This window comes from Kitasatospora sp. NPDC006697, from assembly GCF_042869935.1.
Lineage (GTDB): Bacteria > Actinomycetota > Actinomycetes > Streptomycetales > Streptomycetaceae > Kitasatospora.
The window spans coordinates 89,210-115,974 of the sequence record NZ_JBIAGU010000021.1 but is presented as its reverse complement, the minus strand read 5'-3'; the positions used below and the strand labels follow the sequence as shown (position 1 = coordinate 115,974).

Annotated in this window: 16 protein-coding genes and 1 pseudogene; 10 read left to right on the top strand and 7 right to left on the bottom strand. The window is 74.3% G+C overall.

Annotated elements, in window-relative coordinates:
• Positions 1-447 precede the first annotated feature (447 nt).
• A complete protein-coding gene (locus ACFYNO_RS26805) occupies positions 448-3,387 on the bottom strand; it encodes a 2-phosphosulfolactate phosphatase (RefSeq protein WP_388017599.1) in 2,940 nt (979 codons plus the stop codon).
• Positions 3,388-3,925: 538 nt separating this feature from the next.
• Positions 3,926-5,986 (bottom strand): phosphocholine-specific phospholipase C, encoded by a 2,061-nt coding sequence (locus tag ACFYNO_RS26800; RefSeq protein ID WP_388017596.1) that lies wholly within the window; start codon positions 5,984-5,986, stop codon positions 3,926-3,928.
• A gap of 265 nt (positions 5,987-6,251) precedes the next feature.
• Here ACFYNO_RS26800 and ACFYNO_RS26795 point away from each other — a divergent pair, with 265 nt between their 5' ends.
• On the top strand, positions 6,252-7,100 hold the full coding sequence (locus ACFYNO_RS26795) for an SAM-dependent methyltransferase (RefSeq protein ID WP_388017593.1): 849 nt from the start codon (positions 6,252-6,254) through the stop codon (positions 7,098-7,100).
• A 2-nt stretch (positions 7,101-7,102) separates the two neighbouring features.
• Here ACFYNO_RS26795 and ACFYNO_RS26790 read toward each other — a convergent pair whose 3' ends face one another.
• Positions 7,103-8,470: an MFS transporter gene (locus tag ACFYNO_RS26790; RefSeq protein WP_388017590.1), complete on the bottom strand. Its 1,368-nt coding sequence runs from the start codon at positions 8,468-8,470 to the stop codon at positions 7,103-7,105.
• A gap of 119 nt (positions 8,471-8,589) precedes the next feature.
• Between ACFYNO_RS26790 and ACFYNO_RS26785 the strand changes: the two genes are divergently transcribed.
• A complete protein-coding gene (locus ACFYNO_RS26785; protein WP_388017587.1) occupies positions 8,590-9,477 on the top strand; it encodes a LysR family transcriptional regulator in 888 nt (295 codons plus the stop codon).
• A gap of 346 nt (positions 9,478-9,823) precedes the next feature.
• Positions 9,824-11,221: an SDR family oxidoreductase gene (locus tag ACFYNO_RS26780; RefSeq protein ID WP_388017584.1), complete on the top strand. Its 1,398-nt coding sequence runs from the start codon at positions 9,824-9,826 to the stop codon at positions 11,219-11,221.
• Between the two features lie 430 nt (positions 11,222-11,651).
• On the opposite strand, the pseudogene ACFYNO_RS26775 reads toward ACFYNO_RS26780, so the two are convergent.
• The 3 genes and pseudogenes from ACFYNO_RS26775 to ACFYNO_RS26765 all read right to left on the bottom strand — a co-directional run bounded on the left by ACFYNO_RS26775 (position 11,652) and on the right by ACFYNO_RS26765 (position 15,778).
• Positions 11,652-12,382: pseudogene (locus ACFYNO_RS26775) on the bottom strand (hypothetical protein).
• Between the two features lie 140 nt (positions 12,383-12,522).
• Positions 12,523-13,953 carry a cellulose binding domain-containing protein gene (locus tag ACFYNO_RS26770; RefSeq protein WP_388017581.1) on the bottom strand — a complete coding sequence of 477 codons (1,431 nt, stop codon included), beginning with the start codon at positions 13,951-13,953 and terminating at the stop codon, positions 12,523-12,525.
• An 88-nt stretch (positions 13,954-14,041) separates the two neighbouring features.
• A complete protein-coding gene (locus tag ACFYNO_RS26765; protein ID WP_388017578.1) occupies positions 14,042-15,778 on the bottom strand; it encodes a cellulase family glycosylhydrolase in 1,737 nt (578 codons plus the stop codon).
• Between the two features lie 570 nt (positions 15,779-16,348).
• Between ACFYNO_RS26765 and ACFYNO_RS26760 the strand changes: the two genes are divergently transcribed.
• The 6 genes from ACFYNO_RS26760 to ACFYNO_RS26735 all read left to right on the top strand — a co-directional run bounded on the left by ACFYNO_RS26760 (position 16,349) and on the right by ACFYNO_RS26735 (position 24,721).
• Positions 16,349-16,858 carry a hypothetical protein gene (locus tag ACFYNO_RS26760; RefSeq protein ID WP_388017575.1) on the top strand — a complete coding sequence of 170 codons (510 nt, stop codon included), beginning with the start codon at positions 16,349-16,351 and terminating at the stop codon, positions 16,856-16,858.
• Positions 16,858-18,252, top strand: a complete 1,395-nt coding sequence (locus tag ACFYNO_RS26755) for a hypothetical protein (protein ID WP_388017573.1) — start codon at positions 16,858-16,860, stop codon at positions 18,250-18,252. The genes ACFYNO_RS26760 and ACFYNO_RS26755 overlap by 1 nt, the downstream gene beginning before the upstream one ends.
• Complete coding sequence (locus ACFYNO_RS26750; protein ID WP_388017570.1) at positions 18,249-19,784, top strand: VWA domain-containing protein; 1,536 nt, start codon at positions 18,249-18,251, stop codon at positions 19,782-19,784. Before ACFYNO_RS26755 ends, ACFYNO_RS26750 begins: the two co-directional genes overlap by 4 nt.
• A 100-nt stretch (positions 19,785-19,884) precedes the next feature.
• Complete coding sequence (locus ACFYNO_RS26745; protein WP_388017567.1) at positions 19,885-20,997, top strand: AAA family ATPase; 1,113 nt, start codon at positions 19,885-19,887, stop codon at positions 20,995-20,997.
• Positions 20,998-21,026: 29 nt separating this feature from the next.
• Complete coding sequence (locus ACFYNO_RS26740; RefSeq protein ID WP_388017564.1) at positions 21,027-23,801, top strand: hypothetical protein; 2,775 nt, start codon at positions 21,027-21,029, stop codon at positions 23,799-23,801.
• 140 nt (positions 23,802-23,941) lie between these two features.
• Positions 23,942-24,721: a hypothetical protein gene (locus ACFYNO_RS26735; protein ID WP_388017561.1), complete on the top strand. Its 780-nt coding sequence runs from the start codon at positions 23,942-23,944 to the stop codon at positions 24,719-24,721.
• Between the two features lie 36 nt (positions 24,722-24,757).
• Here the strand turns inward: ACFYNO_RS26735 and ACFYNO_RS26730 are convergent, their stop codons facing one another.
• Entirely contained in the window at positions 24,758-25,339 is a 582-nt protein-coding gene (locus tag ACFYNO_RS26730) for a CGNR zinc finger domain-containing protein (protein ID WP_388017558.1), read from the bottom strand.
• 107 nt (positions 25,340-25,446) lie between these two features.
• Here ACFYNO_RS26730 and ACFYNO_RS26725 point away from each other — a divergent pair, with 107 nt between their 5' ends.
• Entirely contained in the window at positions 25,447-26,676 is a 1,230-nt protein-coding gene (locus tag ACFYNO_RS26725; protein ID WP_388017555.1) for an MFS transporter, read from the top strand.
• Positions 26,677-26,765 lie beyond the last annotated feature (89 nt).

Here is a 26,765-nt window from a genome sequence, read left to right as displayed (position 1 = left end):
GCCCCGGCCGCCTCCGAAACCCCGGCGCCCGCGGTGCCCGAAGCGCCCGCGACCAGCGCGGCCGCGGCCGCGCCGCCCGCGAGCGCCCCCGCCACCCACCACACCGTGACCTTCATCGTCAGTGGTGCCGCGAACGCCGACGTCCAATACGGGTCCGCCGGCTCGTCCAACCAGGGCCACTCCCCGATGAGCATCAGCCAGCCTCTCGGGAACCCGCTGTACTACTCGATCTCCGCGCAGCTCCAGGGCGGCGGGAAGGTCTCCTGCGAGCTGCAGGTCGACGGCCGGACGATCTCGCAGGCGTCGGCGAGCGGTGGCTACAACATCGCTTCGTGCGAGATCAGCAAGGACCCGCTCAACGGCGAGTGGAAGGACACCAACCAGGGCTGCCGCAGACGGCCGCCCGACCGTGGGGGCCGCCCGGCCGGTCGGCCCCCACGCTCGGTGTCAGCAGGTTGTTCGACGACGCCCGGGGGCTGGTGGACAGTGATCACCCGTGACGGCACGGAGCGTCAACAGGCCCGCCTCCTCCGTCGCCACCAGGGCGAACGGGTACTGCTCCGCCGTCAGGCAGAGCGGCACGTCGTCGGGGTGGATGCCGGGGTAGCCGCGGCGCACGCCCTCGGCGAGGGTGGCGGCGTGGGGGGCCGTGGCGGCTTCGGTGAGGTAGGGGGCGGGGGAGGCGGCGGGGTCGGCGAGGAGGGCGGTGATGTAGTCGGCGCAGGCGCGGTCCTCCGGGGCGGTGCCGTCGTCGCCCGTGATGACGAAGTGCGGGGTGAGGCCGCGGGTGCGGAGCAGGTCGGCGGTGGCGGCGGCGGTGACGAAGCTCGCGCAGAGCAGGAGGGTGGCGTCGCGGGAGGCGTGGGCGCCGACGGTGCCGTTGGTGGTCTTCTGGATCAGGGTGCGGCCGGTGAGGGTGAGGGCGCGCAGGTGGCCGGGGGAGTTGACGGAGTCGAAGCCGTCCGCGGGCGCGCCGTCCTTGATGGCGAGCCAGTCGGGGTGACGCGCCTTCAGGGCGAGCGCCTGGTCCAGGGAGTCGGCGAGCACGATCCGCTCGGCGCCCTGGGCGAAGGCCTGGGCCGCCACGGTGAAGGCGCGCAGCACGTCGATCACCACCGCCGCGCTGCCGGGGACGTCGAAGGAGGCGAGCAGGTCGCCCGCGGCGAGGCGGGTCAGGCCGGCGGACTCGTCCAGCGCGCCCGGGTAGAGGCGGTAGGCCTGACCGGTGGCCCCGGGCGCCGGGAGGTCGCCGTGGACGAGGGCGAGGAAGGCCGGCGACGCGGTGACGGGGGCGAGCGGGGTCGAGGGTGCGTCGAGACCGCCGATCCGGCCGGCGAAGGAGCCGGCCGACTCGCCGTCACCCCGCCGGTACGCCCGCACCGAAGCGCCGTCGCGGGAGCGGACCAGCACCTCGCGCGCCGTGCCGGCCGCGCGCCAGCGGGCCAGGTCCCAGAGCGTGGCGCGGCTGCCGCCGCCGAAGTGGGCCAGCAGGTCGGAGGCGAGCAGGCCCAGCCGCCGGCCGTGCCGGTCCACGTTGTGCAGGCCGCCGCTCGCCGAGAGGTTGACGTCCGTCCAGTGGGCGCGGCCCTCCGCCAGGTCCACCACCATCGGCAGGCAGGCCCGGGCGTCGCCGGCCAGGTCGAAGCGCTGCCGGACGGCGTCCGGGTGGTAGGGGCCGCCGGAGGTGTCGTCGGGCGCGAGCGCCATGAAGCCCGCGAAGGCCTTCGGCAGCTCCTCGAACGGGATGTCGTTGTAGCTGAACACCACCGGCAGCACGTACCGCACCCCGGCGGCGGCGAGCCGCGGCAGGTCCAGGTCGGCGAACTCGGTGGCGCCGGCCGGGGCGGGCGCCTCGGTGTAGTCGCCGGAGTGCACGGCGGCCCGGTCGCCCCAGACCAGCCGGGTGTAGTCGCACTGCCCCATCGGCTCCCAGCCCGCGCCGAAGAACGCCACCGACAGATCCAGGTCCACCCGCACCCCGGCCGGCTGCACCCAGTGCACGAAGAGCCGCACCCGGGCCGCCGGGGGAACCGGCTGGACGCTGCCGCGCGGCACCGCGACCAGCGCCTTGGAGAGCGCCCGCTCGGCGAACGGCACGGTCAGGTCGGCCAGCCCCTCGTCCAGCAGCGCGGTCTCCACCGGCACCCCGTGGGCGGCGCGGCGCAGCAGCTCCGCCTCGATCAGCCCGGCGACCGGGTCGGCCAGTTCGGCGGGCACCGGCGCGCCCCAGTCGTCGCGGCCGTACACCTTGGTGATCCGCCCGCGCGGGAAGTACGCCCGCCGTTCGCCCGGCTCGCGGGGCCCGCGCAGCCGGCCCCAGGCGCCGAGCAGCGGGCCCGGCGCGACCGCGCGCAGCGCCCCGGGCAGTCCCTCGGCCAGTCCGGCGGGCAGCACGGCCGGGTCCTGACGCTCCGTCTGCACCCGCAGCAGGTGGTGCAGCCGGCGGACCAGCTCGCCGGGCCGGGTCAGCAGCAGCGCCGTCGCCGCGTCCGGGTCGCCCGCCGCGAGGGCCTGCTCCACCCGGGCGGCGAAGCCTGGCGGCAGCGCGGCCGCGTCCCCGCGCAGGGCGTCGAAGGCGCGAGCGGCGTTGCCGAACCGGGCCCGGTGCTCGCCGGGGTGCAGCAGCTCGCCGACCCGCAGCCAGGCCTGCCGGTGCCGGCCCAGGTCCTCCCGGAGCAGCGAGGGATCGAAGGCGTCCAGCCGGGCCAGCAGTGCCCGGCGCAGCGGGCGCGGCACCGCGGCCAGCCGGGGCGGCGGCGCCAGCAGGTCGGCGTCCGCGCCGGACCAGGCCCAGAGCAGCCGCAGCAGGTCGGTGGCGGTGGTGAGCTGTGCGGGCAGCAGCTCGACGGCCGCGGCCCGGGTGGCCTCGGCGCGCAGCAGCGCGGCCAGCACGGCGGCCTTGGTCTCGCGCACCGGGATCCGCGCGGGCAGCCAGTCGGCGGGCGCGCCCGGGGCGTGCGGCAGCAGGACGGCCAGGTCGGCGCGGTCCTGCGGGTTGAGCGGGGTGGTCCGGGCGAGCAGGCGCAGCAGCAGCTCGCGGGCGTCGGCGGTCTGTTCGGCCGGGCCGCCGCCGAGCCGCAGCGGGCGCAGGGTGCCGTCGCCGAGCAGGTGGACGGCACGCCGCACCTCCTCGGCCGGACGGCCGCCGCCGCGCTCCGGCGGGGCGTAGGGCTTGGCCCGCAGGTAGGGCTGCCAGCAGAGCGGGCAGGCGTCCGGCACGCCGTCGGCGGCGCGGCGGTCCAGGCAGTCGGGGCAGAGCAGGTGGCCGCAGGTGGCCAGCGCGCCGATCCGTCCGGTGGTGCCGCAGAGCATGCAGGGCTGGACCGGCTGGCTGAGCAGGAAGGCGGTCATCCGGCCCGAGTAGAACCGCTGGGCGTAGGACGGCACGCTGTCCGGGAAGTCGCGGAAGAGCGGCTGGTGCGGCCGGTCGGCGCCGATCCGCAGGTCGACCCGGCCGAGCAGCCGGATGCCGTGCAGCGCCAGGTCGGTGGGTGCGAGTCCGCGCAGCGCCGCGCGCAGGTCGGCGGCGAGCAGGTGGCCGCGCAGGGCCAGGTCGGCTTCGAGCGCGATCAGGCCCGCGGTGTTCTGCGCCAGGTGCTCGGTGCCGCCGGTGGCGGGGGCGTGCAGGTAGACCGTGCCGAGTTCACGGAGCAGCAGCCCCTCGACGTCCTCGGTGGGTGTGATGAGGGCGGTGGTGGTGCGCGCGGTGCTGCTGATGGCCGGTCAACTCCTCCGGGGACGGTCCCGGGGCACGGTTGCCGGGCCTGGAAACGGTGGTGCGGAGGCGGAGAGTGGGCGCGCTGGGTTCTTTGCAGGAAGGGAGAAGGAAGCTCGCCGCGGAGCCGCCTCCGCGCTGGTCATGCTAGCGGGGAGGCGGCGGGCGGTGAACCGGTTATCGACCTGTCCGGCCAGGGGCCGGGCCGGGCTACCGGTCGCAGCCGAGCGCCGGGTCGCTGAAGCTGGCCGCGCCGTTCTCCACGTGCCCGGCGATCCGGCGCAGGTAGCCGGCGTCGCCGTCGCGGCCGACCGTCACGTCGTACCAGCCGTGGTTGCGGTTGGCGTGCACGGTGTGGGTGGCCTTGCCGCCCGGGCGCAGGTGGTAGCGGGCCTGGTGGTCGTTGCCGTAGCCGTCGGTGACGGTCAGCTCGACCGGGGTGGCGCCGTCGTTGCGCAGCTCCAGGCGGACCTGGGCGGAGTTGCCGTCGTGGTGCACCGTCAGCTCCGGGCCGGTGCTGCCGGCGGTGCCGTGGAACTCGCGCAGGAAGCCGTTCGGGCCGTGCACCGTGAAGGCGTAGGCGCCCGCGGCCAGCTGCCACTCGCCGGAGAGCTCGCGGCCCGCACCGGCGGTGTAGGTCCACGGGCCGTTCGGCTGGGTGGCCGAGGTGACCAGGAACTGCGCGCCGGCCCGGCCGTGGCTGGCGAAGCCGATCCGCAGCCGGCCGTCGGCCGCCGCGGCGCCGTCGGCGGCCAGGTCGTAGGGCAGCGGGCGGGCGGTGCGCAGGCCCGGCTCCTGCGAGGGCAGCGCCGGGTCGGTCGGCGGGACCGGCACGTAGCTGGCGTGGCGGATCTTGTCCGGCGGCAGGTAGCCGCTGGTGTCCGGCAGGCCGGGCACCCCGGCGTCCGCGTGCCGGAAGTCGAAGGCGGCGGTCAGGTCGCCGCAGACCTCGCGGCGCCAGGGCGAGATGTTGGGCTCGTGCACGCCGAACCGCTGCTCGATGAGCCGGATGATCGAGGTGTGGTCGAAGGTCTGCGAGCAGACCGCGCCGCCCTTGCTCCACGGCGAGACGACGAACATCGGCACCCGCTGCCCGAGGCCGTACGGACCGGCCAGCGAGGAGTCGCCGGCGGCCGGCTGGAACTGCTCGCCGGTGGTGTCCACGGTCGAGCCGCCCTGGGCGGCCGAGCCGGCGGCGAACGGCGGGACCACGTGGTCGAAGAAGCCGTCGTTCTCGTCATAGGTGATCAGCAGCGCGGTGCGGCTCCACACCTCGGGGTCGGCGGTGAGCGCGTCCAGCACCTGGGAGATGTACCAGGCGCCGTAGTTGACCGGCCAGTTCGGGTGCTCGGTGAAGGCCTCGGGCGCCACCACCCAGGAGACCTGGGGCAGCTTGCCGCCCAGCACGTCCGCCTTCAGCTGGTCGAAGAAGCCCTCGCCGGCCTTGGCGTCGGTGCCGGTGCGGGCCTTGTCGTAGAGCGGGTCGCCGGGCTTGGCGTTGCGGTACTGGTCGAAGTAGAGCAGCGAGTTGTCGCCGTAGTTGCCGCGGTAGGCGTCCTCGATCCAGCCCCAGCCGCCGGCCGCGTCCAGGCCGTCGCCGATGTCCTGGTAGATCTTCCAGGAGACGCCCGCCTGCTCCAGCCGCTCCGGGTAGGTGGTCCAGGCGTAGCCCGCCTCGGCGTTGGAGATCACCGGGCCGCCGCCCTTGCCGTCGTTGCCGACGTAGCCGGACCACATGTAGTAGCGGTTGGGATCGGTCGGGCCGATCAGCGAGCAGTGGTAGGCGTCGCAGATGGTGAAGGCGTCGGCCAGCGCGTAGTGGAACGGGATGTCCTCGCGGGTCAGGTAGGCCATGGTGGTGGCCGACTTGTTCGGCACCCACTGGTCGTACTTGCCCTGGTTGAAGGCGCGGTGGCCGCTGTTCCAGTCGTGCGGCAGGTCCTCCAGGAACTGCAGGCCCATGTTCTCGGCGGTGGGGTGGAACGGCAGCACCTCCTTCTTGCCGTCCGACTGGTACCAGACCGCCTTGCCGTTCGGCTGGGCCACCGGGTGCGGGTCGCCGAAGCCGCGGACGCCGCGCAGGGTGCCGAAGTAGTGGTCGAAGGAGCGGTTCTCCTGCATCAGCACGACGATGTGCTCGACGTCCCGCAGGCTGCCGGTGCGGCGGTTGGCGGGGATCTCGGCGGCGCGCGCGATGCTCGCGGAGAGCGCGGAGAAGGCGGCGGTCCCGCCCGCCAGCTGGATGAAACGGCGGCGATTGAGATTGCTCATGGCAGGACTCGTCTCCTGGGGGTCGCTCCGGAGGTGTGCGGGGGACAGTCTTCTCGGGCCGGAGCGAAGGCCCGGCGGACCGTGACCGAAGACTGGGCGAACAGTGCCGGAACCCGAAGTGCTCCGGCGGACAGCACGCCCGGGCTGCGGTATGACGCCTGATCAGGAACGATCCCGGTCTGGACCGGCGGAGGGGGCGTGGGCAGAATGATCAGCCTGTCGTAGGCTGACAGATCGTAGGATCAACCGCACGGAGGGGTTCCGGATGACCGGGAGCGCAGGCAGCTGGATGACGACGTTCCGGTCCGAGGAGGACCAGCGCGCCGCCCTGCAGACCGACCGGCCGCACCCGGCCCGGATGTACGACTACTACCTCGGTGGCAAGGACCACTTCCCCGCCGACCGGGCCGCCGCCGACCGCGCCGAGCAGGGCTGGCCGAACGTCCGGGTCGCCACCCGGGAGAACCGGCGGTTCCTCGGCCGGGCCGTGCGCACCCTGGTCCAGGACTACGGCGTGCGCCAGTTCCTCGACGTCGGCACCGGCATCCCGACCGCCGGCAACACCCACGAGGTGGCCCAGTCGATAGACCCGCAGGCCCGGGTCGTCTACGTGGACAACGACCCGATCGTGCTCGCCCACGCCCGGGCCCTGCTGGTCAGCTCCACCGAGGGCCGCACCCGCTACATCGACGCCGACCTGCGCCGGCCGGAGGCGATCCTCGGCGCGCCGGAGCTGTCCGAGGTGCTGGACCTCTCGCAGCCGGTGGCGCTGATGCTGGTCGCGATCCTGCACTTCGTGCCGGACTCGGAGGACCCGTACGGCACCGTCCGCAAGCTCACCGCGGCGCTGCCCGCCGGCAGCTTCCTGGCGATGACCCACCTGACCGGCGACCTCGACCCGGTGGAGACCGGGCGGCTGGTGGAGAGCTACCGCACCTCCGGGGTGCCGCTGGCCGCCCGCAGCCGGGACGAGTTCGCGGCCTTCTTCGACGGGATGGAGCTGGTCGAGCCCGGCATCGAGATCGTCTCGCGCTGGCGGCCGGAGCAGCCGGCGGACCGACTGCCCGACCCGGTGCACGTCTCGGTGTACGGCGGGATCGGCCGGGTGCGCTGAGCTCAGCGCACCCGCCGGGCCAGCACCGCGCCCGCCGCCGCGCAGGCCGCCGCCGGGAGCAGCAGCGCCACCGCCGTGCCGCCGGTGCTGCCCGCGAAGGCGCCCAGCACCGCCACCCCGAGCGTCGCGCCGACCTGGCGCGAGGCGTTCAGCAGGCCGCCCGCCGCCCCCGCCGCGCCCTCCGGCGCCGTGCTCAGCACCGCCGTGACCAGCGCGGGCAGGGCGAAGGAGACCCCGAAGCCCGCGGCCAGCAGCCCGACCGCGAGCAGCGGGTAGGGCGTGCCCAGCGAGACGGCCAGCGCGAAGACCAGGCAGCCCGCCGCCAGCAGTCCCAGCCCGGCCACCGCCGGACGCCACGGGCCGACCCTGGCCACCAGCCGACCGGTGAGCAGCGGGTTGAAGCCCGGCGGCAGAGTCATCGGCAGGAACGCCGCCCCGGCCAGCACCGGCGACAGGTGCAGGGTGCGCTGCAGCAGCAGCGGCAGCAGGAAGAGCACCCCGAGCATCGCGAAGTTCACCGCCGCGCCCGCCAGCAGCACCGGCCGCATCCCCGGCGCCCGCAGCACCGCGGCCGCCAGCACCGGCGCCGGGCTGCGCCGCTCGCGGGCCGCGAACGCCGCCCCCGCCAGCAGCGCGGCGGCGCCCGACCACCCGGCGTGCGCCCAGCGGCCCGAACCCGCCGCGATCAGCGCGTCGGTGACCAGCGCCAGCAGCGCGCAGGCCGCCGACTGCCCCCACCAGTCGATCCGCCGCCGCCCGCCGGGCACCCGGATGCCCGGCCCGGCGATCAGCAGCAGCACCACGGCGGCCAGCGGCAGGTTCACCCAGAACACCGCCCGCCAGCCCGCCAGACCCACCAGCGCCCCGCCGACCAGCGGCCCGAAGGCCATCGCGCACCCGCTGACGGCGGCCCAGACCGCCACCGCCCGGGCCCGCTCGGCCGGCACCGGGAAGAGCCGGGTGATCAGCGCCATGCTGGCCGGCACACAGGCCGCCGCGGCCGCGCCGAGCAGCGCCCGCAGCACCACCAGCACGGTCAGGTTCGGCGCCAGCGCGCTCAGCGCCGAGCCGAGGCCGAAGAGCGCCACCCCGCAGCGGAACGCCCGGTGCGCCCCGTACCGGTCGGCCACCGCGCCCGCCGAGAGCAGCAGCGCGCCGAACGCCACGCTGTAGCCGGTGACCGCCCACTGCAGACCGGCGGTGGAGCTGCCCAGCGAGCGGGCCAGGTCGGGTTCGGCCACGGCCAGCACCGTGGTGTCGAGCAGCACCATGAAGTAGCCGAGCGCGATGCCGAGCAGCGCGCGGGTGCGGCCCGGCGGCGGCGCGGCAGCCGGCGAGGCGTCGGGGACGGGGCGGACGGCGGTGGACATCGTGGACTCCTGACGGATGATCAGTCGGTACCACCGCACTCTGCCGGAGGGCCCGGGACCCGCTCCACCGGCCGGACCGCAGGTAGCATTCGGAGAAACCGAACGCTCCGGGGGATGCCGTGGAACTGCGCCAGCTGCGCACCTTCGAAGCCGTGGTCGCACACCGCACCGTCACCGACGCGGCGGTCGCCCTCGGCCTCGCGCCCTCCTCCGTCTCCGAGCAGATCCGCTCGCTGGAACGCGACCTGGACACCGTGCTGTTCGACCGGGCCCCGCGCGGCATGAGCCTCACCGCGGCCGGTCGGCGGCTGCTGCCCTGGGCCCGGCGGCTGCTCGACCAGGCCGAGCAGGCCCGGCGCGAGGTGCGCGAGGCCCGTCCGGAACTGCGGCTCGGCGCGCTGGAGACGATCGCCGCCACCCACGCGCCCGCCATCCTGGCCCGGCTCGCCGAGCGGCGGCCCGACCTGGACGTCTCGCTGCACACCGAGGGCGCCCGGGACGTGCTGCTCGGCGGCGTCGCCTCGGGCGAACTGGCCGCCGCGCTGCTGCTGGACACCGCCGGGCCGCTCGGCGAGCTCGGCTTCGCCCTGCCGCCGGCGCCGCTGGACCACCTCGACCTGGAGCGGGTGCCGCTGGTCCTGGTGGCCCAGCCAGGGCACCCGCTCGCCACCGGCGGGCCGGTGCGGACCGAGCAGCTGGCGGGCGAGCGGCTGCTGGTGAACACCCCGGCCTGCTCGTTCCACCTGGCCGGCCGCCGGCTCTTCGGCGACAGCGTGGAGCGGGTCCGCAGCGGCGGCGTCGCCGTGGTCCGGGCCTGCGTCAAGCGCGGTCTCGGGCTGGGGCTGCTGCCCGAGTTCGCCGTCCAGGAGGACCTGGCGGAGGGCAGCCTGGTCCGGCTGCCGCCGGCCACCGCCGTGCCGCCCGAGCTGCTGCTGCGGCTGGTCTGGCGGACCGACCGGGAGGCGCTGCCCGGGCTGCGCGACGTGCTGTACGCGGCGGCGGCCTGACGGTCCGACACGCGGTCCCGGCCACTTGGGTTCCCCGCCGAGCGGTGCCGCGCCACGCTGGCACGGGACATGACGGCGCGTGGTGGAGAGGGGCCGGGGTGCGCGGAGAACGGGTGGCCGTGGTCTCGGCGGGCACCGGCTGGCGCCGCGCGGGTGAGCGGTCCCCGTACGGGCCGCTGCCGCAGCGGCGGTGTGAAAATCCGTTCGGCGGGCGGGAAGCGGGCGCACTAGCATCCCCTCCATCCGGCCGGGCGAGAACGCGCAGGCAGGCGCGGCGGCCGCAGGGTCGACCGGGTCGGGCGCGCCCCCGGCCGGAACCATCACTACGAGGGGTTCGGGAGGGTCGGTGCAACGGCTCGAGAAACAGTTCGACGAGGCGGAGCTGACCGCCTACGCCCGCACGGTCGACCGGCTGCGCGAGCTGCCGGTCGACCACCCGGTGCGGGTGCGGGCGGAGAAGGCGGCGGCGGTGCTGGTCCGCGAGGGCCGCAACCGCCGCCGGAAGGAGCGCCGGGCCGCCGCGGCCGCGGGCGATGCCGCGCTGCTCGCCGCCACCGCCGCCGGCGCCCTGGACCGGATCGCCGACGCGCCGCTGCAGCTGCCCGCCCAGCGGGCCGCGGCGCTGGGGGAGCTGCACAAGCCGCGGCGCTGCTACGTGTGCAAGGAGCTCTACCGCGAGGTCGACGCGCTCTACCACCAGCTCTGCCCGGGGTGCGCCGCCGACAACACCGCGCGGCGCGGGCTGAGCACCGACCTGACGGGCCGTCGGGTGCTGCTCACCGGCGGGCGGGTGAAGATCGGGTTCCAGCTCGCGCTGATGATGCTGCGCGACGGGGCCGAACTGATCGTCACCAGCCGCTTCCCGCAGGACGCGGTGCGGCGGTTCCGGGCCGTCGAGGGCAGTGCGCAGTGGCTGGACCGGCTCACCGTGGTCGGCATCGACCTGCGGGACCCGCGCCAGGTGCTCGGGCTGTGCGAGCGGCTGCAGGAGGAGGGGCGGCCGCTGGACATCCTGGTGAACAACGCCGCGCAGACCCTGCGGCGGCCGCCGGAGGCGTACGCGCTGCTGGTGGCCAGGGAGCGGGAGGGGCTGCACGGCGGTGTGCGGGTGCTGTCGGCCGCGGCCCCGGGGGCTGGCGGTACGGCGGGCGACTTCGGCGCCCCCGACACCGTCGGTGCGCTCGGTGCGCTCGGTGGGCTCGGTGCGATCGGCGCGATGGGAACCGAGGTGGACCAGGCCGGCCTGTCGCCCGACCCGGCGGCGGAGAACTCCTGGTCGGCCCGGCTCGGTTCGCTGGACCCGGCTGAGCTGCTGGAGGCCCAGCTGGTCAACGCGGTCGCCCCGGCGCTGCTCTGCGACCGGCTGCTGCCGCTGCTGCTGGCCTCGCCGCGACCGCGCCGCTACATCGTCAACGTCACGGCCGTCGAGGGCCGCTTCGCCGTCCGCAACAAGACCGGCCGGCACCCGCACACCAACATGGCCAAGGCCGCGCTCAACATGCTGACCCGCACCAGCGCCGCCGACCTCGCCGCCCAGGGCGTGCACATGTGCGCCGTGGACACCGGCTGGATCACCGACGAGAACCCCGCGCCCAAGCGCGGCCGGATCGCCGCCCACGGCTTCCGGACCCCGCTGGACGTGGTCGACGGCGCCGCGCGGATCTACGACCCGATCGTGCGCGGGGAGGCGGGGGCCCCGGTCTCCGGCGTCTTCCTGAAGGACTACCGCGAAGCGGACTGGTGACGCCGGCGGACCGACCGCGGCGGGAGGACGGGAACGTGACGGGACCCGGGAGCGATATCCAGCTCCCGGGCCCCTGGAGTGCCACCCAATTGCTCACACCGGCACGTTGAAGAGTGCGGGTCATGCTGAAATCGACGTGTTCTGCCTTTGAACTACCGAGCCAGGAGAGAGGCTCAGACGGGACTTGAACCCGTATCCGTCGATGATCGCCCGCACCCGGTCGATCCGGCGTTCGGCGGCGAATGCTGAGACTGGAGCGAGAGTCTGAGATTGACGGGGCCCGCCTCTGCCGGACTTGGGCCACCCCGGCACGATGTGCCGGGGGAGGGATTCGAACCCCCAACCGATACCCCGGATCAGCTTCAACGTTTCAGTTTCAGCTTGCGCTCTCCAGCGCACCCCCCGCTCTCACGGGGGGCGTCCATGGCGGCTACCGGAACAGGTAGCCGAACACCGCGTCGCCCACCCGCTGGTCGGCGACCTCGGTGCCGTTGGCCTCCTCGCGGGCGAACTTCACGGCCTGCTGCAGCTTCTCGACCCGGTCGAGCAGCTCGTTGACCCGGCGGGCGGGCAGCGCTCCGGAGAACTTCACGGTGGTCCAGTAGCCCACCGCGACGTCCTCGTAGTAGACCTCGACCTGCGCCGGGTGCTTCTCGGTCGCCTCGGCCTTGACGTGGTTGCGCGGCACCTTCTTGGTGCGGATGGTGCGGACCGCGTCGGTCTTCCAGGAGTCGCTGGAGGGGTCGACGTTCCAGGACTCGGAGGCGTCCAGCACCGGCAGCTTGCGCACGAAGGTGTGCAGGTCGGTGAGCTGCTTCTCGAGGAAGAGCAGGTACGTCACCGGCACCTGGGGGAGCAGCACCGCGCCGTCCACCACCACGTCGGCGCGGGCGGCCAGGTTGGCCCAGTCCTTGGTGGCGGTCACGTCGAAGAGGCGGGTCAGCGTCTTGGCGGTGCTGCGCAGCACGTCCTCGGCCTTGACCTGCACCCGGGTGGACTCGGGCGGCAGTTGCTCGCCCTCCTCGTCCTTCGGCTGGTAGGTCGGGAGATCCCGGCCAGCAACGCCGGCTTCTGCAGGTCGTGATGAGCCTGCGTCAACTCCTGGAAGGACTTGGACTTGACGCCCTTCTCCACTGCGATGATCTGATTGAGCTTCGGCACGGCACGAAACCTACCAGCGATTCACGCCCCTCGCGCACGCATTCGATCCGCCTGCCGGTTGGCGGGGCAACCACCGGCCCCGTGGCGTGCACGGGGCCGGCGGTGCTGGTAGTGCTGGTAGTGCTGGTGGTGCCGGTGGCTCAGGAGGCGGTACAGGTGAGGGTGGGTGCGGTGTTGCTGCCGGAGTAGGTGGCGCCGAAGCCGAAGCTGGTGCTCGCACCCGCGCCCAGCGCCGAGTTGTAGCCCAGGCCGGAGACCTGCATCTGGTTGCCGCTGGTGGTCAGGGCTCCGTTCCAGAGGTTGCCGATGGCCTGGTTGCCCGGCCAGGTCCAGCTGACCCGCCAGCCCTTGATCGGGGCGGTGCCGGTGTCGGTGACGGTCACGTTGGCGTTGAAGCCGTTGCCCCAGTCCTGGGAGACGGTGTACGAGGCGGAACAGCCCGAACCGCCCCCGCCGCCGGACCCGGTGGTGGTGGCGGAGACCGCGGCGGAGGCGGGCGAGGTGTTGCCCGCCGCGTCATGGGCGGTGACGGTGTAGCTGTAGGTCGTGGAGGGGCTCAGCCCGGAGTCCGTGAAGCTGGTGCCGGTGGTGCTGCCGACCTGGGTGCCGCCGCGGTAGACGGTGTAGCCGGTGACGCCGACGTTGTCCGTCGAAGGGGCCCAGGAGAGCGAGGCGCCGCTGCTCGTGGTGCCGGTCACGGCGAGGCCGGTGGGCGTGCTGGGCGGCGTGGTGTCGCCGCCGCCACCCCCGGTGCCGGCGGTGGCGGCGAACGAGAAGGCGTCGGTGGCCAGGCCCTGGCCGCCCTGCCAGATCTCGAAGCCGGCCTCGGCGTCGATCAGGTAGTGCTGGGGGTTGACCTCGCCGCGGGAGACGGCGTCGCGGATCAGGGCCGCCACGTCCAGACCGGAGACGGCGGTGGTGCCGCCCTGGTAGACGTAGGAGATGATCTTCCAGGAGGTCTGCTGCCCCGTCCAGACGTCCCAGTTGTGCCCGGCGGCCGTGGAGGTGCCGGTCTTGCCGCCGAACGGCTGCACGCCGCCGCGGCTGTTCAGCCAGATCATGATCTCGGTGCCGTCCGGCTGGCCGGTGGTGGTGGGCGTCGAGTTGATCCACAGGTCGTAGGCGACGTCGTAGGCCCCGCTCGCGGGCTGCTCGGTGCTCCAGGAGGAGGTGGCCGAGCCCAGGTCGGAGACCTGGATCGGCAGGTTGCTGCCGGTGGTGCAGGAGCCCCAGTGGCAGCCCTTGAAGATCGAGGGGTAGGTGGCGGGTGCGCCGCTGGTGGAGAGGTTGAAGGCGGCGGTGCTGACCGTCCAGGCGGTGCCGGTGCCCGGGGTCACGCACTGCGGGGCGGAGGAGTTCCACTCGTTGGCCTGGAGGGTGTACTCGCCGTTGTTCATCGGCGTGGTGCCCTGCGGGGTGCAGATGGCGGTGCCGGCCGCGGCGGCGGCGGGGGAGGCGGCCGCGAGGGTGGCCGGGGTGAGGCAGCCGACCGCGAGCAGCAGGGCGGCGAGGCCGGTGCGGGCGCGGGTGATCCGGCGCAGGAGGCGGACGGCGGGTGGGGAGACGGGCATGACCGGGTCCCTTCGGAGCATGCGGGTTGGGGGTGGGGCTGTGGTGCGGGGGTGGAGCTTGCGCTGGCGCGCCGTGGGTGGCGGTGCGTCAGGCGCAGGGGGAGCCGTTGAGCGTGAAACCGGTGGGAGCGGCGTCACTGGCGGTCCAGGTGCCCTGGAAGCCGAAGCTGGTGCCGGCGCCCGGGGCGATGACGGAGTTGTAGGCGGCGGCGGTCGCGGTGACCTGGGCGCCGGTCTGGGAGACGGTGGCGTTGTAGGTGTTGGTGATCTTCTGGTCGCCGCCGAAGCCGAAGTGCAGCGTCCAGCCGTTGACCGGGGTGCTGCCGGTGTTCTTGATGGCCACGACGCCGGAGAAGCCGCCCTGCCACTCGCTCTGCAGCGTGTACGTGACCTGGCAGGAGGCGCTGCCGGTGGGGGTCGCCGTCGGGGTCGGGGTCGGGGTCGCTGTGGGTGTCGGGGTGGGGGTGGGTGTCGGGGTCGGGGTGGGTGTCGGCGTGGGCGTGGCGGTGGGTGTGGGAGTCGGGCCGGAGCCTGCCCCGGGCAGCGGGAACTCCAGTGCCGCCAGGGCCTGTTGCTTGGCCGGAAGGGCGGGTGCGAGGCTGTACTGGCTGTCCAGCAGCCCGTACGCGTCCTCGCCGTTCAGTGCCCAGTAGGTCCAGCTGAGCTGGTTGGTGCGGATGTAGTTCAACAGGCCGGAGAACCACTGCCCCTGGGAGCCCGCGGTGCTGTCGGAGACCGAAGCCGCCGTGTTGCCGGTGCCGAACTCGCCGACCCAGACCGGCGCCAGGCCCTGCTTGGCGATGTAGCCCCAGTGCTTGTCCCAGACCGCGCCCAGACTGGCCGCGGTGGTGGCGGAGTTGAACCAGGTCTGGGCGAACTCCTGCGGGCCGTAGTCGTGCGCGGAGTAGACCACATGGCCGGGCGTGGAGAGGGTCACCGGGTACTGGGCGACGCCGTCCAGGTTGCCGCCCCACCAGTCGGTCGAGTAGCCCCCGCCGGCACTGGCGTCCGGGAAGTTGCTGATCCCCTCGACGAAGACCAGCGCGCCCGGGTCGTCGGCCACCACCACGTTGCCCGCCCGCTCGGCGGCCAGCCGCCAGTCGGTCGCCGGGTCGCCGCTGCCCCAGGTGGCGCCCTGCGCGTAGGCGACCCCGGTGGGGGTGTGCGGCTCGTTGCGCAGGTCGAAGCCGATCACGGTGGGGTTGCCCGCGTAGCGCTTGGCCACGGTGTCCCAGTCGGCGAGCCACTGCGCGTCGGTGTACTGGGCCGTGTACCAGAGGCCGTTGGGCTCCGCGCTGTTGCCACCCTCCGAGCGGTGGTCGTCGAGGATCACCTTCAGGCCGTCCTGGCCCGCGTAGGAGATGATCCGGTCCATGATCTGAAGGGAGTCGAGACCCTTGAGGTCCGTGTTGATCGGGCCGGTGTTGCCGTAGTAGCCCAGGTTGGCCGGCACCACCGGGTTCTCCACCAGCTGGTTGGAGAACGGCAGCCGGATGGTGTTGTAGCCCAGCGACTTGATGTCGTCGACGACCGCGCGGTAGTCGGCGCTCCAGAGTCCGTGGGCCACCTGGTCGGTGGTCTCGAAGCCGTACCAGTTGATGCCGGCGATCTGCACCGGGTTGCCGTTCGCGTCCAGGATCCGGCTGCCGGAGGTGTGCCAGAATCCCGCGCCGACGCCGCTGTTGCCGGCGCCGGCGGTGCTGCCCGCCGCGGTGGCCGCCGGGGTGAGGCCGATCAGTCCGGCGGCCCCCGCGCAGCAGACCGCCAGGGCGAGGGTGGCGACCGTTCCGGCGCGTCTGCCCGGGCCTTCCGTTCGAGTCCGCACCTACTGCTCCTCTCTCGCGGGCACCTGCCGGCTCCGGGGAGCGGCGGCGCTCGCTGACTCGTGGTCGGCATGTGCGGGACATGAACACAGAGGCGGGTCACGGGTGTCAACGGACGCCTGCTGGGTTAGGGAGTTGAACGCTGGGCCGGATGGCGCCCGCACCGGGCCGGGCGGGGCAGCAGGCCAGGTGGGAGCGGTGGCGGTGGAACCGCTGGTCCGCCCGGCGGTGGTGCCCCCAGGGCGTGCAACTTACAAGGCATCGTCGAACGATTTCGACGATGCGGCTCGCCGGGCGGGCCGGGCGGGCGGTACCCGGCACGGTCGCCGGGTGGAGTGCTGCCGGGCCGCCAGCGGCTGGACGGTGGCCTGACGGCGGCCTGACGGCGGTCGGTCGCGACGGCGCCCCGTGAGCTCCGACTGTCAGTGCCGGCGCCTATCTTCATTCACGTAACCGCCGGTCAGGCGGCGTACGGCGGGCCCGGCGCGCTGTCGGTCCGGCGTTCCGCCAATAAACCGTGGCGCCTGTCGCCGGTTCGCGGCATCGAGATCCCCCGAGGTGAAGGAGATGGTGTGTTGACGGAGTGGGAGGAGGCGAGCGCGGTGCGGGTGTTGCCGCCGGCGCGGGCGCGGAAGCTCGCCAAGGTGCCGTTCGTTGAGCTCGCGGACGGGCGGTTGCAGGGAGTGGTGTCCAGCGGGTCGGACATCGAGCGGGTCTATGTCTCGGCCATCGCCGCGGGCGACTTCGCGTTCGCCTGTGCGACCAACAACAACCGGCCCTGCGGTGGTGCCCGCGGCTCGTTCTGCAACCACATCTCGGCGATGCTCGGCGAGGCCGTGCTGCAGTACGGCGGCGACCGGGTGGCCCGCTACCTGCGGGTCGACCCGGGCGGGGCCGAGCCGACCGCGCAGAGCCTGGGCACCGCGATGCGCGCCGCCCGGCCTCCGGCGGCCGATGGCAAGGCGGTGGCGGCGCAGGTGTTCAGCCGGTTCCTGCGGCACCTGGCCTACCTGGAGCTGGCTCCGACCAACGAGCCGCTGCCCGAGCTGCACTGGTTCCCGCCGACCCGGGTGGTGGTCTGATGAGGGCCGACCTGCTGCACGAGCCGATCGACGGGCTCGACGAGGCGCTGGCCGCCGTCACCGCCTTCGACCGGGTGCTGGCCGGCGGGCTGCTCCGCCCGCAGCCCGTCCAGGCCGCCGGACTGGCCCGACTCGCCGCCGCCGTGGCCGGATCGCCGCTGGCCGCCGCCGTTGCGGGCGCCGCCGAACGGGCCGCGGCGGGCACCGCGAGCGAGGAGGAGTTCACCACCCTCGCGGCCGGCCGCTGCGCCCTGCTGGGCGCCGTGCACGACGCGCTGCTGGCGCGGCTGGACGAGGCCACCGGGCGCACCCGGGAGGCCGCGCCGGCCACCGGGACCGGCACCACGCAGACCGCCAACGTGCTGGCCGCCGCCCGCTCCTGGCTCTGCGACCTGGCCCGGGCCGGTTGGCAGGGGCTGGACCATGAGCTCGTCGCGGGCGCGGCACCGGTGGTCTCCGCGATGCTGCCCGACCCCGGACTGCGCCGACTGGCCGTGCTGCTGGACGGGTTCGCCGCCGAGCTGGCCGCGAGCTGCCCGGGCGCGACCCTGGAGCGGATGCCGCTGCGCCGCTGGGCCGACCTCTGGTCCCGCGCGCTGCTGCTGACCGTCCCCGGTGCCGCCGCTGCCGCCCCGGCCGGGACCGCGACCGGACGGCTGCTGCCGCTCGGCGTCGACCTGCACGAGCACGCGACCGCGGCACAGGCCCAGGTGCACGCCGTCTTCGAGCCGGCCGACGGATCCACCCCCTTGCTGGTCCGGGCGAGCGCCGCCGTGCCCAAGCCGGACACCGTGGTCGGCGCCGGCGTCTGGCAACTGCTCCGCCCCGGGTTCGGCCTGCTCACGGCGCTCGGCGAGGGCAGGTCGATGGAACTGGCCGGCATGCCGATCACCGCCGAGGGCGACCTGCTCTGGGACGACGCACTCGCCCGCCCCGGCGAGCCGGCCGATGCCTTCGCCACCGCGCGGGTCGCGCTGGCCGCCGCCACCGCCCCGGCGGTCGCCCCGCTGGACCGGCACCCGGCGCGACTGGCCGTGCCGGTGCTGATCGAGGGGTACACCGTGCGTGCCGAGCCGGACGGCGGCACACCCGGACTCGTGCTGGCCGGCGGGGAGCTGCCGCTCGCCGTGGACCGGCTGCCGGTCGCCGGTCCGCTCACCCCGGAGGCGGTGGCCGCCTCGGCCGCCTGCATAGCACTGGTGCGCTGGGACGCGGGGGAGTTCACCGTGCAGCCGCTGGCCGTCGAGGCCCAGGTGCGGCGCAAGCCGGTCGCCCTGCACGCCGGCGCCTGGGCGGGCGGCACGGCCGACAAGAACGGCGCCAAGGCGGAGAAGGCCGCCACCGAGGCGGTCGCGGTGCTGCGCGAGCGGGCGGGAAGGCTGCTGCGGAAATGACCGGAACGACGAACCAACCCGTGCAGGACGCGGCCGAGCCGGTGGCACACCCGGCCGAGCCGGCGCATACGGCAGGGCAGCCGCACGCGGAACAGCAGGCTCCCGGCGCGGAGCCGGCGGTCCGTCAGGCGACCCAGTCCGCCGAGGAGAGCCGCCGTCAGGTGCTCTACTGGCGGCTGCTCGCCCGGCTCTTCGACCGCGAGGAGCAGCCCGCGCTGGAGACCGCGAGCCTGGCCGTGGTGGAGGACCTGGGCCTGCCGACCGCGCTGCTCGACCCCGGCGCCTCCGTCGACTCCGTCGTCCAGCGCCACCCCGAGCTGGCGGCCGAGTTCCAGGACCTGATGGTGCCGGAGGCGGCCGAGGAGGACGCCGACCGCGACCGGGCCGCCGAGGTGCGCCGCGCGGCCCTGGTCTCCAAGGTGCTGCTCAACGTCTTCGCCACCGGCAGCGGCAACGTCAGCGCCGGGCAGCTCTCCCGCTGGCAGGCCGACGCGGCCTGGCTGGAGCGGGCGCTCGGCTGCGCACCGGGCGAGCTGCGGGGCGGCCGGGCAGGCGGCGGGCACCCGGGCGCCGGCGGCGGACGGGCCGCCGGGCTGGGCACCGGCGGACCGCGGCACACCCCCGACCTGTCCACGCTGATCCCCCAGATCGGCCCGGACCTGGCCGGGATCGAGGCCGACCTGGTCAGCCGGATGCGGCTGCGCGAGGTGCTGGCCGACCCGGCGCTGGCCGCCGCGCTGACCCCGAGCATGTCGCTGATCGAGCAGCTGCTGCGCGACAAGGACAACCTCTCCGGGGTCGCCCTGGCCAATGCCAAGGCGCTGATCCGGCGCTTCGTGGACGAGGTCGCCGAGGTGCTGCGCACCCAGGTCGCCAAGGCCACCGCCGGCACCCTGGACCGCTCGGTGCCGCCCAAGCGGGTCTTCCGCAACCTCGACATCGAGCGGACCATCTGGAAGAACCTCACCAACTGGAGCCCGGAGGAGGAGCGGTTGTACGTCGACCGCCTCTACTACCGGCACACCGTGCGCCGCACCACGCCGGCCCGGCTGATCGTGGTGGTGGACCAGTCCGGCTCGATGGTCGACTCCATGGTCAACTGCACCATCCTGGCCTCGATCTTCGCCGGGCTGCCCAAGGTGGACGTGCACCTGATCGCCTACGACACCCAGGCGATCGACCTCACGCCCTGGGTGCACGACCCGTTCGAGACCCTGCTGCGCACCAACCTGGGCGGCGGCACCGACGGCACCGTGGCGATGGCGCTCGCGCAGCCGAAGATCGCCGAGCCGCGCAACACCGTGGTGGTCTGGATCTCCGACTTCTACGAGTGGCGCACCGAGCAGCTCTTCGAGTCGATGGCCGCCGTCCACCGCTCCGGCGCCAAGTTCATCCCGGTCGGCTCGGTGACCAGCTCGGGCCGCGGCAGCGTCAACCCGTGGTTCCGCGAGCGGTTCAAGGACCTCGGCACGCCGGTGATCTCCGGGAACATCCGCAAGCTCGTCCACGAGCTGAAGAACTTCCTGGCCTGACCGGCCGCGCCGCACCGGCGCGCCGTCAGCAGCCCCGCACCACCACCTCCCCCGCATGCCTCCCCGAACAGGCGTGCTACCCCGAACAGAGAGGCCACCCATGTCCGACCTGCTGCGCGCCCCCGCCGAGCTCAAGTACGCCGAGGAGCTGGACTGGCTGGAGTCGGTCGACGACGGCCCCAAGCCGTTCGCCTGGCGGCTCTCGCCGAAGATGGTCCGGCTCTTCGTCCTCGGCTCCGAGCGCGCCGACGGCCTGGAGCGCGAGATCCCGCAGAAGTGGTTCGGCGAGCGGTCGATCGTCGAGCGGGCCATCGTCACCCTCGCCTCGGACCGCGGCCTGTTGCTGATCGGCGACCCCGGCACCGGCAAGAGCTGGCTCGCCGAACTGCTGGCCGCCGCACTCAGCCGGAATTCGACCCAGGTCGTCCAGGGCACCGCAGGCACCACCGAGGACCACATCAAGTACTCGTGGAACGTCTCGATGGTGATCGCCAAGGGCCAGTCCCGGGAGTCGATGATCCCCTCCCCGATCATGACCGCGATGGAGACCGGCACCATCGGCCGGTTCGAGGAGCTGACCCGCTCGACCAGCGACGTGCAGGACGCGCTGATCTCGATCCTCTCCGAGAAGTACATCTCGGTGCCGGAGCTCGACAGCGACAACATCGTCTTCGCCAAGCCCGGCTTCTCCGTCATCGCCACCGCCAACAGCCGCGACCGGGGCGTCAACGACCTCTCCTCCGCGCTCAAGCGGCGGTTCAACTTCGTCCGCATCCCGGTCGTCACCAACAAGCGCAGCGAGGCCGAGATCGTCCGGTTCCGCACCGAGGAGCTGCTGCGCCGCCACCAGATCGAACTGGACGTGCCGCCCACCCTGCTCGACGTGCTGCTGCAGAGCTTCGCCGACCTGAGGGCCTCCGCCGCGGCGGCAGGAAGCGAGGACGAGAAGCTGGAGTCGGCGCTCTCCACCGCCGAGCAGATCGGCGTGCTGGAGGACGCCATCCTGCACAGCAACTTCTTCGGCGAGCGGGAGCTGACCGCGCGCGCCCTGGCCTCCTCGCTGGTCGGCTCGCTGGCCCGGCGCGAGCCGGAGGACCTGGCGATCCTCAACAAGTACCTGCACGGCGTGGTCGAGCCGCGCGGCAAGGAGGAGGGCGGCGCCTGGCCGGAGTTCCTGGAGGGCGGTCGGGACGCGATCGCCACCCTGTCCTGAGCAACCCCGCGCCCGAGGAGGCCCCACCCATGAGCAGCGAGCCGACCTTCGACCCACTGCGCGCCCAACTCCAGCAGGCGGCGGCCGAGTTCGCCGGCGGACCGGACGCCCTGCAGGAGATCCTGCTCGGCCTGGTGGACGACGTCGACCGGGCGGTGCGGGAACCGCTGGAGATCTTCCCGGTCTGCCACCACTCGCCGGCCTCGGCCGTCGCGATGGCCCGCCGGCTGCGCGAGAAGCAGCCCAAGGTGGTCTACCTGGAGCTGTGCGAGGACCTCGCCCCGCTCCTCACCGAACTGCGCAACTGCCGGCTCCCGGTGGCCGTGCAGGCCTTCGCGGGGGAGACCGACGGCTTCCCCGCCGACTGGGCCCCGCTCTCGGTGGTCGCGCCGATCACCGAGGCCTCCGCCGAGTACCAGGCGATCGCCTACGCGCTGGACACCCCGGGCGTCGAACTGGTGCTGGTGGACCGCTCGGCCGACCACGTCTTCCAGTGGGAGCCGCGCACCGGTGAGCCGTCCGACACCCCGGCGCCGGCCGGCGGCGAGCCGGAGAGCGGGCTGCACGGTGACGCCGTGGGCGTCGAACTCGGCGACCTGCGACCGCGGTTCGCCGAACTCGAGGAGCACCTGCTGCGGCACGGCAAGGTGCGCCACTGGTCCGAGTGGTGGCACCAGTACGTGGAGCTGCCGCTCGGCGACAGCGACCACGACACCTACCGGCAGGTCATGCTGCTGATCGGCAGCCTCTTCCGCCGGCTCGCTCCCGGCGACCCGCAGCGGGTGCGGCTGGACGAGGAGCGCGAGCGCTACATGTGGACCAGGATGCGCGAGCACCTGGCCGCCACCGGCACCGACCCCGGTGACTGCCTCTACGTCTGCGGCGCGTTCCACGCCGCCAGCCGGGTGGAGGAGTTCGGCGTGCTGGGCGCCGACGGCTACCGGATCACCCCGCGCACCGCCACCGTCTGGCAGTACGGCCTGATCCCCTCCAGCCACGCGGCCATCGAGGCGCAGTTCGGCCTGGCCGCCGGCTCGGTCTCGATCGCCGCCACCCAGTGGGCCAAGAACCTCAAGCGCACCACGGTCGATCCGTACCGGCTGGACGGGCAGGCCGGCCGCAGGAAGACCGCGCGGAAGGCCAAGGCGCTCGCACCGGCCGGGCCGGCCGCCGCCCCCGCCGACAAGCTCTCCGGCTTCCTCCAGCAGGCGCCGGTGATCGACCGGCTGGACGAGGCGGAACTGCTCGGCTGGTCCGTGGAGATCGTCCGCGCCGCCCGGCGCAACGGCTACCTCGCCTCCACCGCCGACGCCATCGCCGTCTTCGAGACCTCGATCCTGCTCGCCGGGATGCGCGACCGGGCCAAGCCGACGCCCTACGACTTCCAGGACGCGGCCGTCACCTGCATCGAGAAGGACGGCCTGCCGGGGCGGCGGAGCGTGCACCGGCTGGTCGAGATCATGATGGGCGGCGACCGGATCGGCCAGGTCGGCTACGACGCCCTGCCGCCGCTCGCCCGCGACGTGCACGACCGGCTCGCGCCGCTCGGCCTCAAGCTCGACCAGCGCGGCGTCAAGCGCGCCCTGCTCGACATCGCGGGCAACCCGGAGCTGGAGCGCTGCTCCGACGTGCTCTGGATCCTGCGCCACCTGCTGCCCGACGGCGCCGCCCGGCCCATCATGGGCGAGCGCACGCTCGGCGAGCGGTCCCTCCAGGAGTCCTGGGACCTGGCGCTCGGCACCCACCAGCGGGCGCTGATCGAACTCGGCTACGAGGGCGTCAGCATCGAGCAGGTGCTGGAGCACCGGCTGCGCCGGGCCGCCTACGCGCCGAGGGCCACCACGGCCGAGGTGCTGGCGGCGGTGGAGGACGCCACCCGGCTGCTGCGCAGCCGCCGGCTCGCCGAGGAGCTCGGTGCCCGGGCCCTGGAGGTACTGGCCACCGAGCGCAGCGTGGACGGCGCGCCGGAGGTGCTGCGCCGGGTCCGCCGGCTGCTCACCCACTACCGCACCAGCGAACCCGTGCTGCCGGGCTGGATCGAGGCCTTCGCCAAGGCCGGGTACGCGCACTACTGCACGCTGCTGCCGACCGCCTTCTCCGACGAGTTCGCCACGCCCCGGCAGGTCGCGGCGACCCTGGGCTTCCTGTTCAGCATGGAGTCCCTGGCGCTCTCGCTCGGCAGTGACCGCACCCAGCTGGAACTCGCCGTCGCCCAGTCGCACCCCGAGGACCCGGCCAGGACCGCGCTGCACTGGGCCGCCCAGGTGCACCTGGGCGGGATGGACCGGGCCGAGCTGCGGGACCGCTGCGACGCACTGCTGGCCAACCCGCTGGTGCTGCCCAGCTACCCGCGCTACCTCAGCGGACTGCTGCACGCCCTCGAGCCGGTGCCCGGCCTGACCGACTTCGTGGTCGAGGCGGTCTCCCACGCCTTCGGGCGGCTGCCCGACCCGGTGCTGCTGCCCTGGCTGCCGAGCCTGATCGGCACCCTGCGGTCCGGCGGGGCCGAACTCGCGCCGCTGCTGATCCGCGAGGCCGGGCGGATCTTCCCGGGGCGGCTCGCCGCGCTGGACAGCTGGGTGCCGCCGTGGCAGGCGGAGCCGGTCCCCGGCCTGCCCGTCATCGCGGGCGGGCCGGCCACGGGCGGGGCGGCGCTGCTCGCCGCCCATCCGGCGACCACCGACGCGCTGGCACAGCTGCTCGGCTGCACCGGCGAGTGGCAGCAGGCGGCCGGCCCGGCCGGGGCCGCCCTGCTCGGGCGGCACCCGCAGACCGCCGAGGCACTGGCGGCCGTGCTGCTCTGACGCTCCGCCGGATCGCGGGGGCCCGGACCCGGGCCCCCGCGCACGGGTGTCCGAAGGCAGTGCAGGACGCTGCGGAGCGCCTGGCGCACTGCCCGGAAACCGATTGCCCTGGCAGGGTGGACACGGCCTAGGCTCGGCCCGTGGATCCCGTCGCGCTCGCCTGTGCCGTCGTCCCCGTCACCGTCCTGTTGTACGGGGTGCCAGTCGTGCGCGACCGCCTTCGCGCGCGGCTCCGTGCCGCGCCCGTCGACCCCTACCGCGCGGCCGCCGGGCGTTGGCCGACCGAGGACGACGTCCAGGCGGCCGCCGCCCAGCTCCTGCTGGACGGCCTGGTCACCATCAACCATCGCGGCAATCTGGCACTGACCGGGACCGGCGCGGACGTGGCGCGCACCGCCGGGCACCCCCTGCCGGACGCCCTGCTCGCGGCGCTGCGCCGGCGTACCGCCGCCACGACGCTCGGCATCATCGCCTTCCACGACCCCGACTTTCGCGCCGCCCATGCCGAGTTCCACGGGGGTCCCGGCGCGTCCCGCGCCCGCCGGGCGCGGGACGCCTCGAGTTGCCTGGCGGCCACCGGGATGCTGCTTCTCACCGGGGAGCTCACCTTCGTGTTCCTGGCGCTGCTCGACCGCCTGCCCCAGGGGCCCGAGCAGTGGGCCGCGACCGCGGCCACCGGCCTCGCCGCGCTGGCCCAGCTCCGCTTCCTGGTGCGCTATGGCGACAGGCTCGGCGCGGACGGCCGCCGCTTCGCGGCCTCCGAACCGCATGTCCCGCCAGCCCTGCACCCGGCTCTCGCGGAACTGTCCGAGAAGGCCCCGGAGGCCGCGGCCTGGCTGCGTGCAGGACGGCGGCGCACGACCCGTCGCCGCAACCGCGGACGCCGAGGAGGCCGTGGGGGCGAAACCGGCGTCGGCTAGCCGGTGAGCTCGCATGCGGAGGGGCGCGCGCCAGGCTCAGCGCTGTTCGCGTTCGCGGAAGGCGGCCTTCTTGGCCTGGTTGCCGCAGGTGGACATGGAGCACCAGCGGCGGGTGCCGGGGCGGGAGGTGTCGAGGAAGAGGCAGCCGCACTCCTCGCCCGAGCACTGGCGCAGGCGGGCGGCCAGTGGGGAGGCGGCCAGTTCCAGGGCGTCGCGGGCGAGCAGGGCGAGCGTGGCGGGAACCGGGTCAGGGGCGTGCCAGTGGAGGGCGCCCGAGGCGTCGAGGACGGGGACCGGGACGGGACCGGCCGCCGTCCGGTTGAGCAGTTCGCGGGAGGCGTCCGGGCAGCTGGCCGCTCCCTCGGGCGAGCGGGCGGCGTGCAGGAGTGACGCCGCGGCCTCGCGCACCTGCTGGGCCAGGGCGAGGAGCGCGGGGGTCGGCGGGTGGCCGGCCGGAAGGTCGCGGCAGGGTCCCAACTGCCGTACCCATGCGGCCAGCGCCTCCGGGGTGTGCAGTTCCTCGGCCTCCTCCGGGGTGCCGCGGCGGCGGAGCGTGCGGATGAAGTCGAGCGAGAGCCGGCCCGCGCCCGAGCGGAACCGCGGAGCAGGGGTGGTCATGGGAACACCGTACCGCTGGAACCGGTTTGACTGGTACCGTCGATCGGAACCGATCAAACAGGTTCCAGGCGCAACGCCCATGACGGACACGCGTGAGAGGCCCTGACTTGTCGTCAACCGAGCTCTCCAGCCAGGCCGACGCAGCGAGAGCAGCCGAACCCGCACCGGGCCTGAGCCGGGCGCTGATCCTGCTCCTAGCCCTGGCCTGCGGCGTCGCCGTCTCCACCATCTACTTCCCCCAAGCCGTCAGCCCACTGATCGCCCACGACCTCGGTCTCCCCTCCGGCACCGCGACGCTGGTCGTCACCGCCGCCCAACTCGGCTACGCGGGCGGCGTCTTCCTCTTCGTCCCGCTCGGCGACCGGCTGCCGCCGCGCCGCCTGATCGTCAGCCTGCTCGCCCTCAGCTGCGCGGGACTGCTGCTCTCCGGCTTCGCCCGCTCCGCCGCGCCGCTGATCGCCGCCAGCGCGCTGACCGGCCTCACCACCGTCAGTCCGCAGGTCATCATCCCGATGGCGGCCGGGCGCACCGCTCCCGAGCGGCGCGGTGCGGTGACCGGCACCCTGCTCAGCGGTCTGCTCGGCGGCATCCTGCTCGCCCGCACCTTCAGCGGTGTGCTCGGCCAGTGGCTCGGCTGGCGCGCGCCCTACCTGGTCGCCGCCGTGCTGATCGCGGCGCTCGCCCTGGTGCTGAGCCGGGTGCTCCCCGCCGGCGGCGGGAGCGGGCTCCCGCCCCGGCCGCGCTACCTCGAACTGCTCGCCCAGGCCCCGCGCCTGCTGCGCACCGAGCCGCTGCTGCGCCGGTCCGCCCTCTACCAGGCCGGCCTGTTCGGCGGGTTCAGCGCGGCCTGGACCAGCGTCGCGCTGCTGGTCACCGGCCCGGTCTACCACCTCGGCGCCTCCGCCGTGGGCTTGATCGCGCTGGTCGGCGCGACCAGCATGCTCGCCAGTCCGGCCGTGGGCCGGCTGATCGACCGCAACGGTCCGGACCGGGTCAACCGGCTCTGCGCGTTCGGCGTGATCGCGGCGGCGGCGGTGCTCTGCGGCGGACGGGCCGGCGGCGCGGCGGGGCTGGTCGCGCTCGGGGCAGGCCTGCTGCTGCTCGACCTCGCGGTGCAGAGTGGTCAGGTCGCCAACCAGGCGCGGATCTTCACCCTGCGTCCGGAGATCCGCAGCCGGCTCAACAGCGCCTACATGACCTGCGCGTTCCTGGGCGGCAGCGCGGGCTCCTGGCTGGGCGCCCGGGCCTACGCGGCGGTCGGGTGGTACGGCGTCTGCGCACTGGTCGGGCTGCTGGCACTCCTGGTGCTGGGGCGTCAGCTGACGGCACGGGACTGACCGACAGCGTCTGGGCGGTCGGCCGGGCGGTCGGCTGGGCGGTCGGCTGAGCGGTCGGTCGACACCCGCTCGGCGGAACCCGGTGCCGC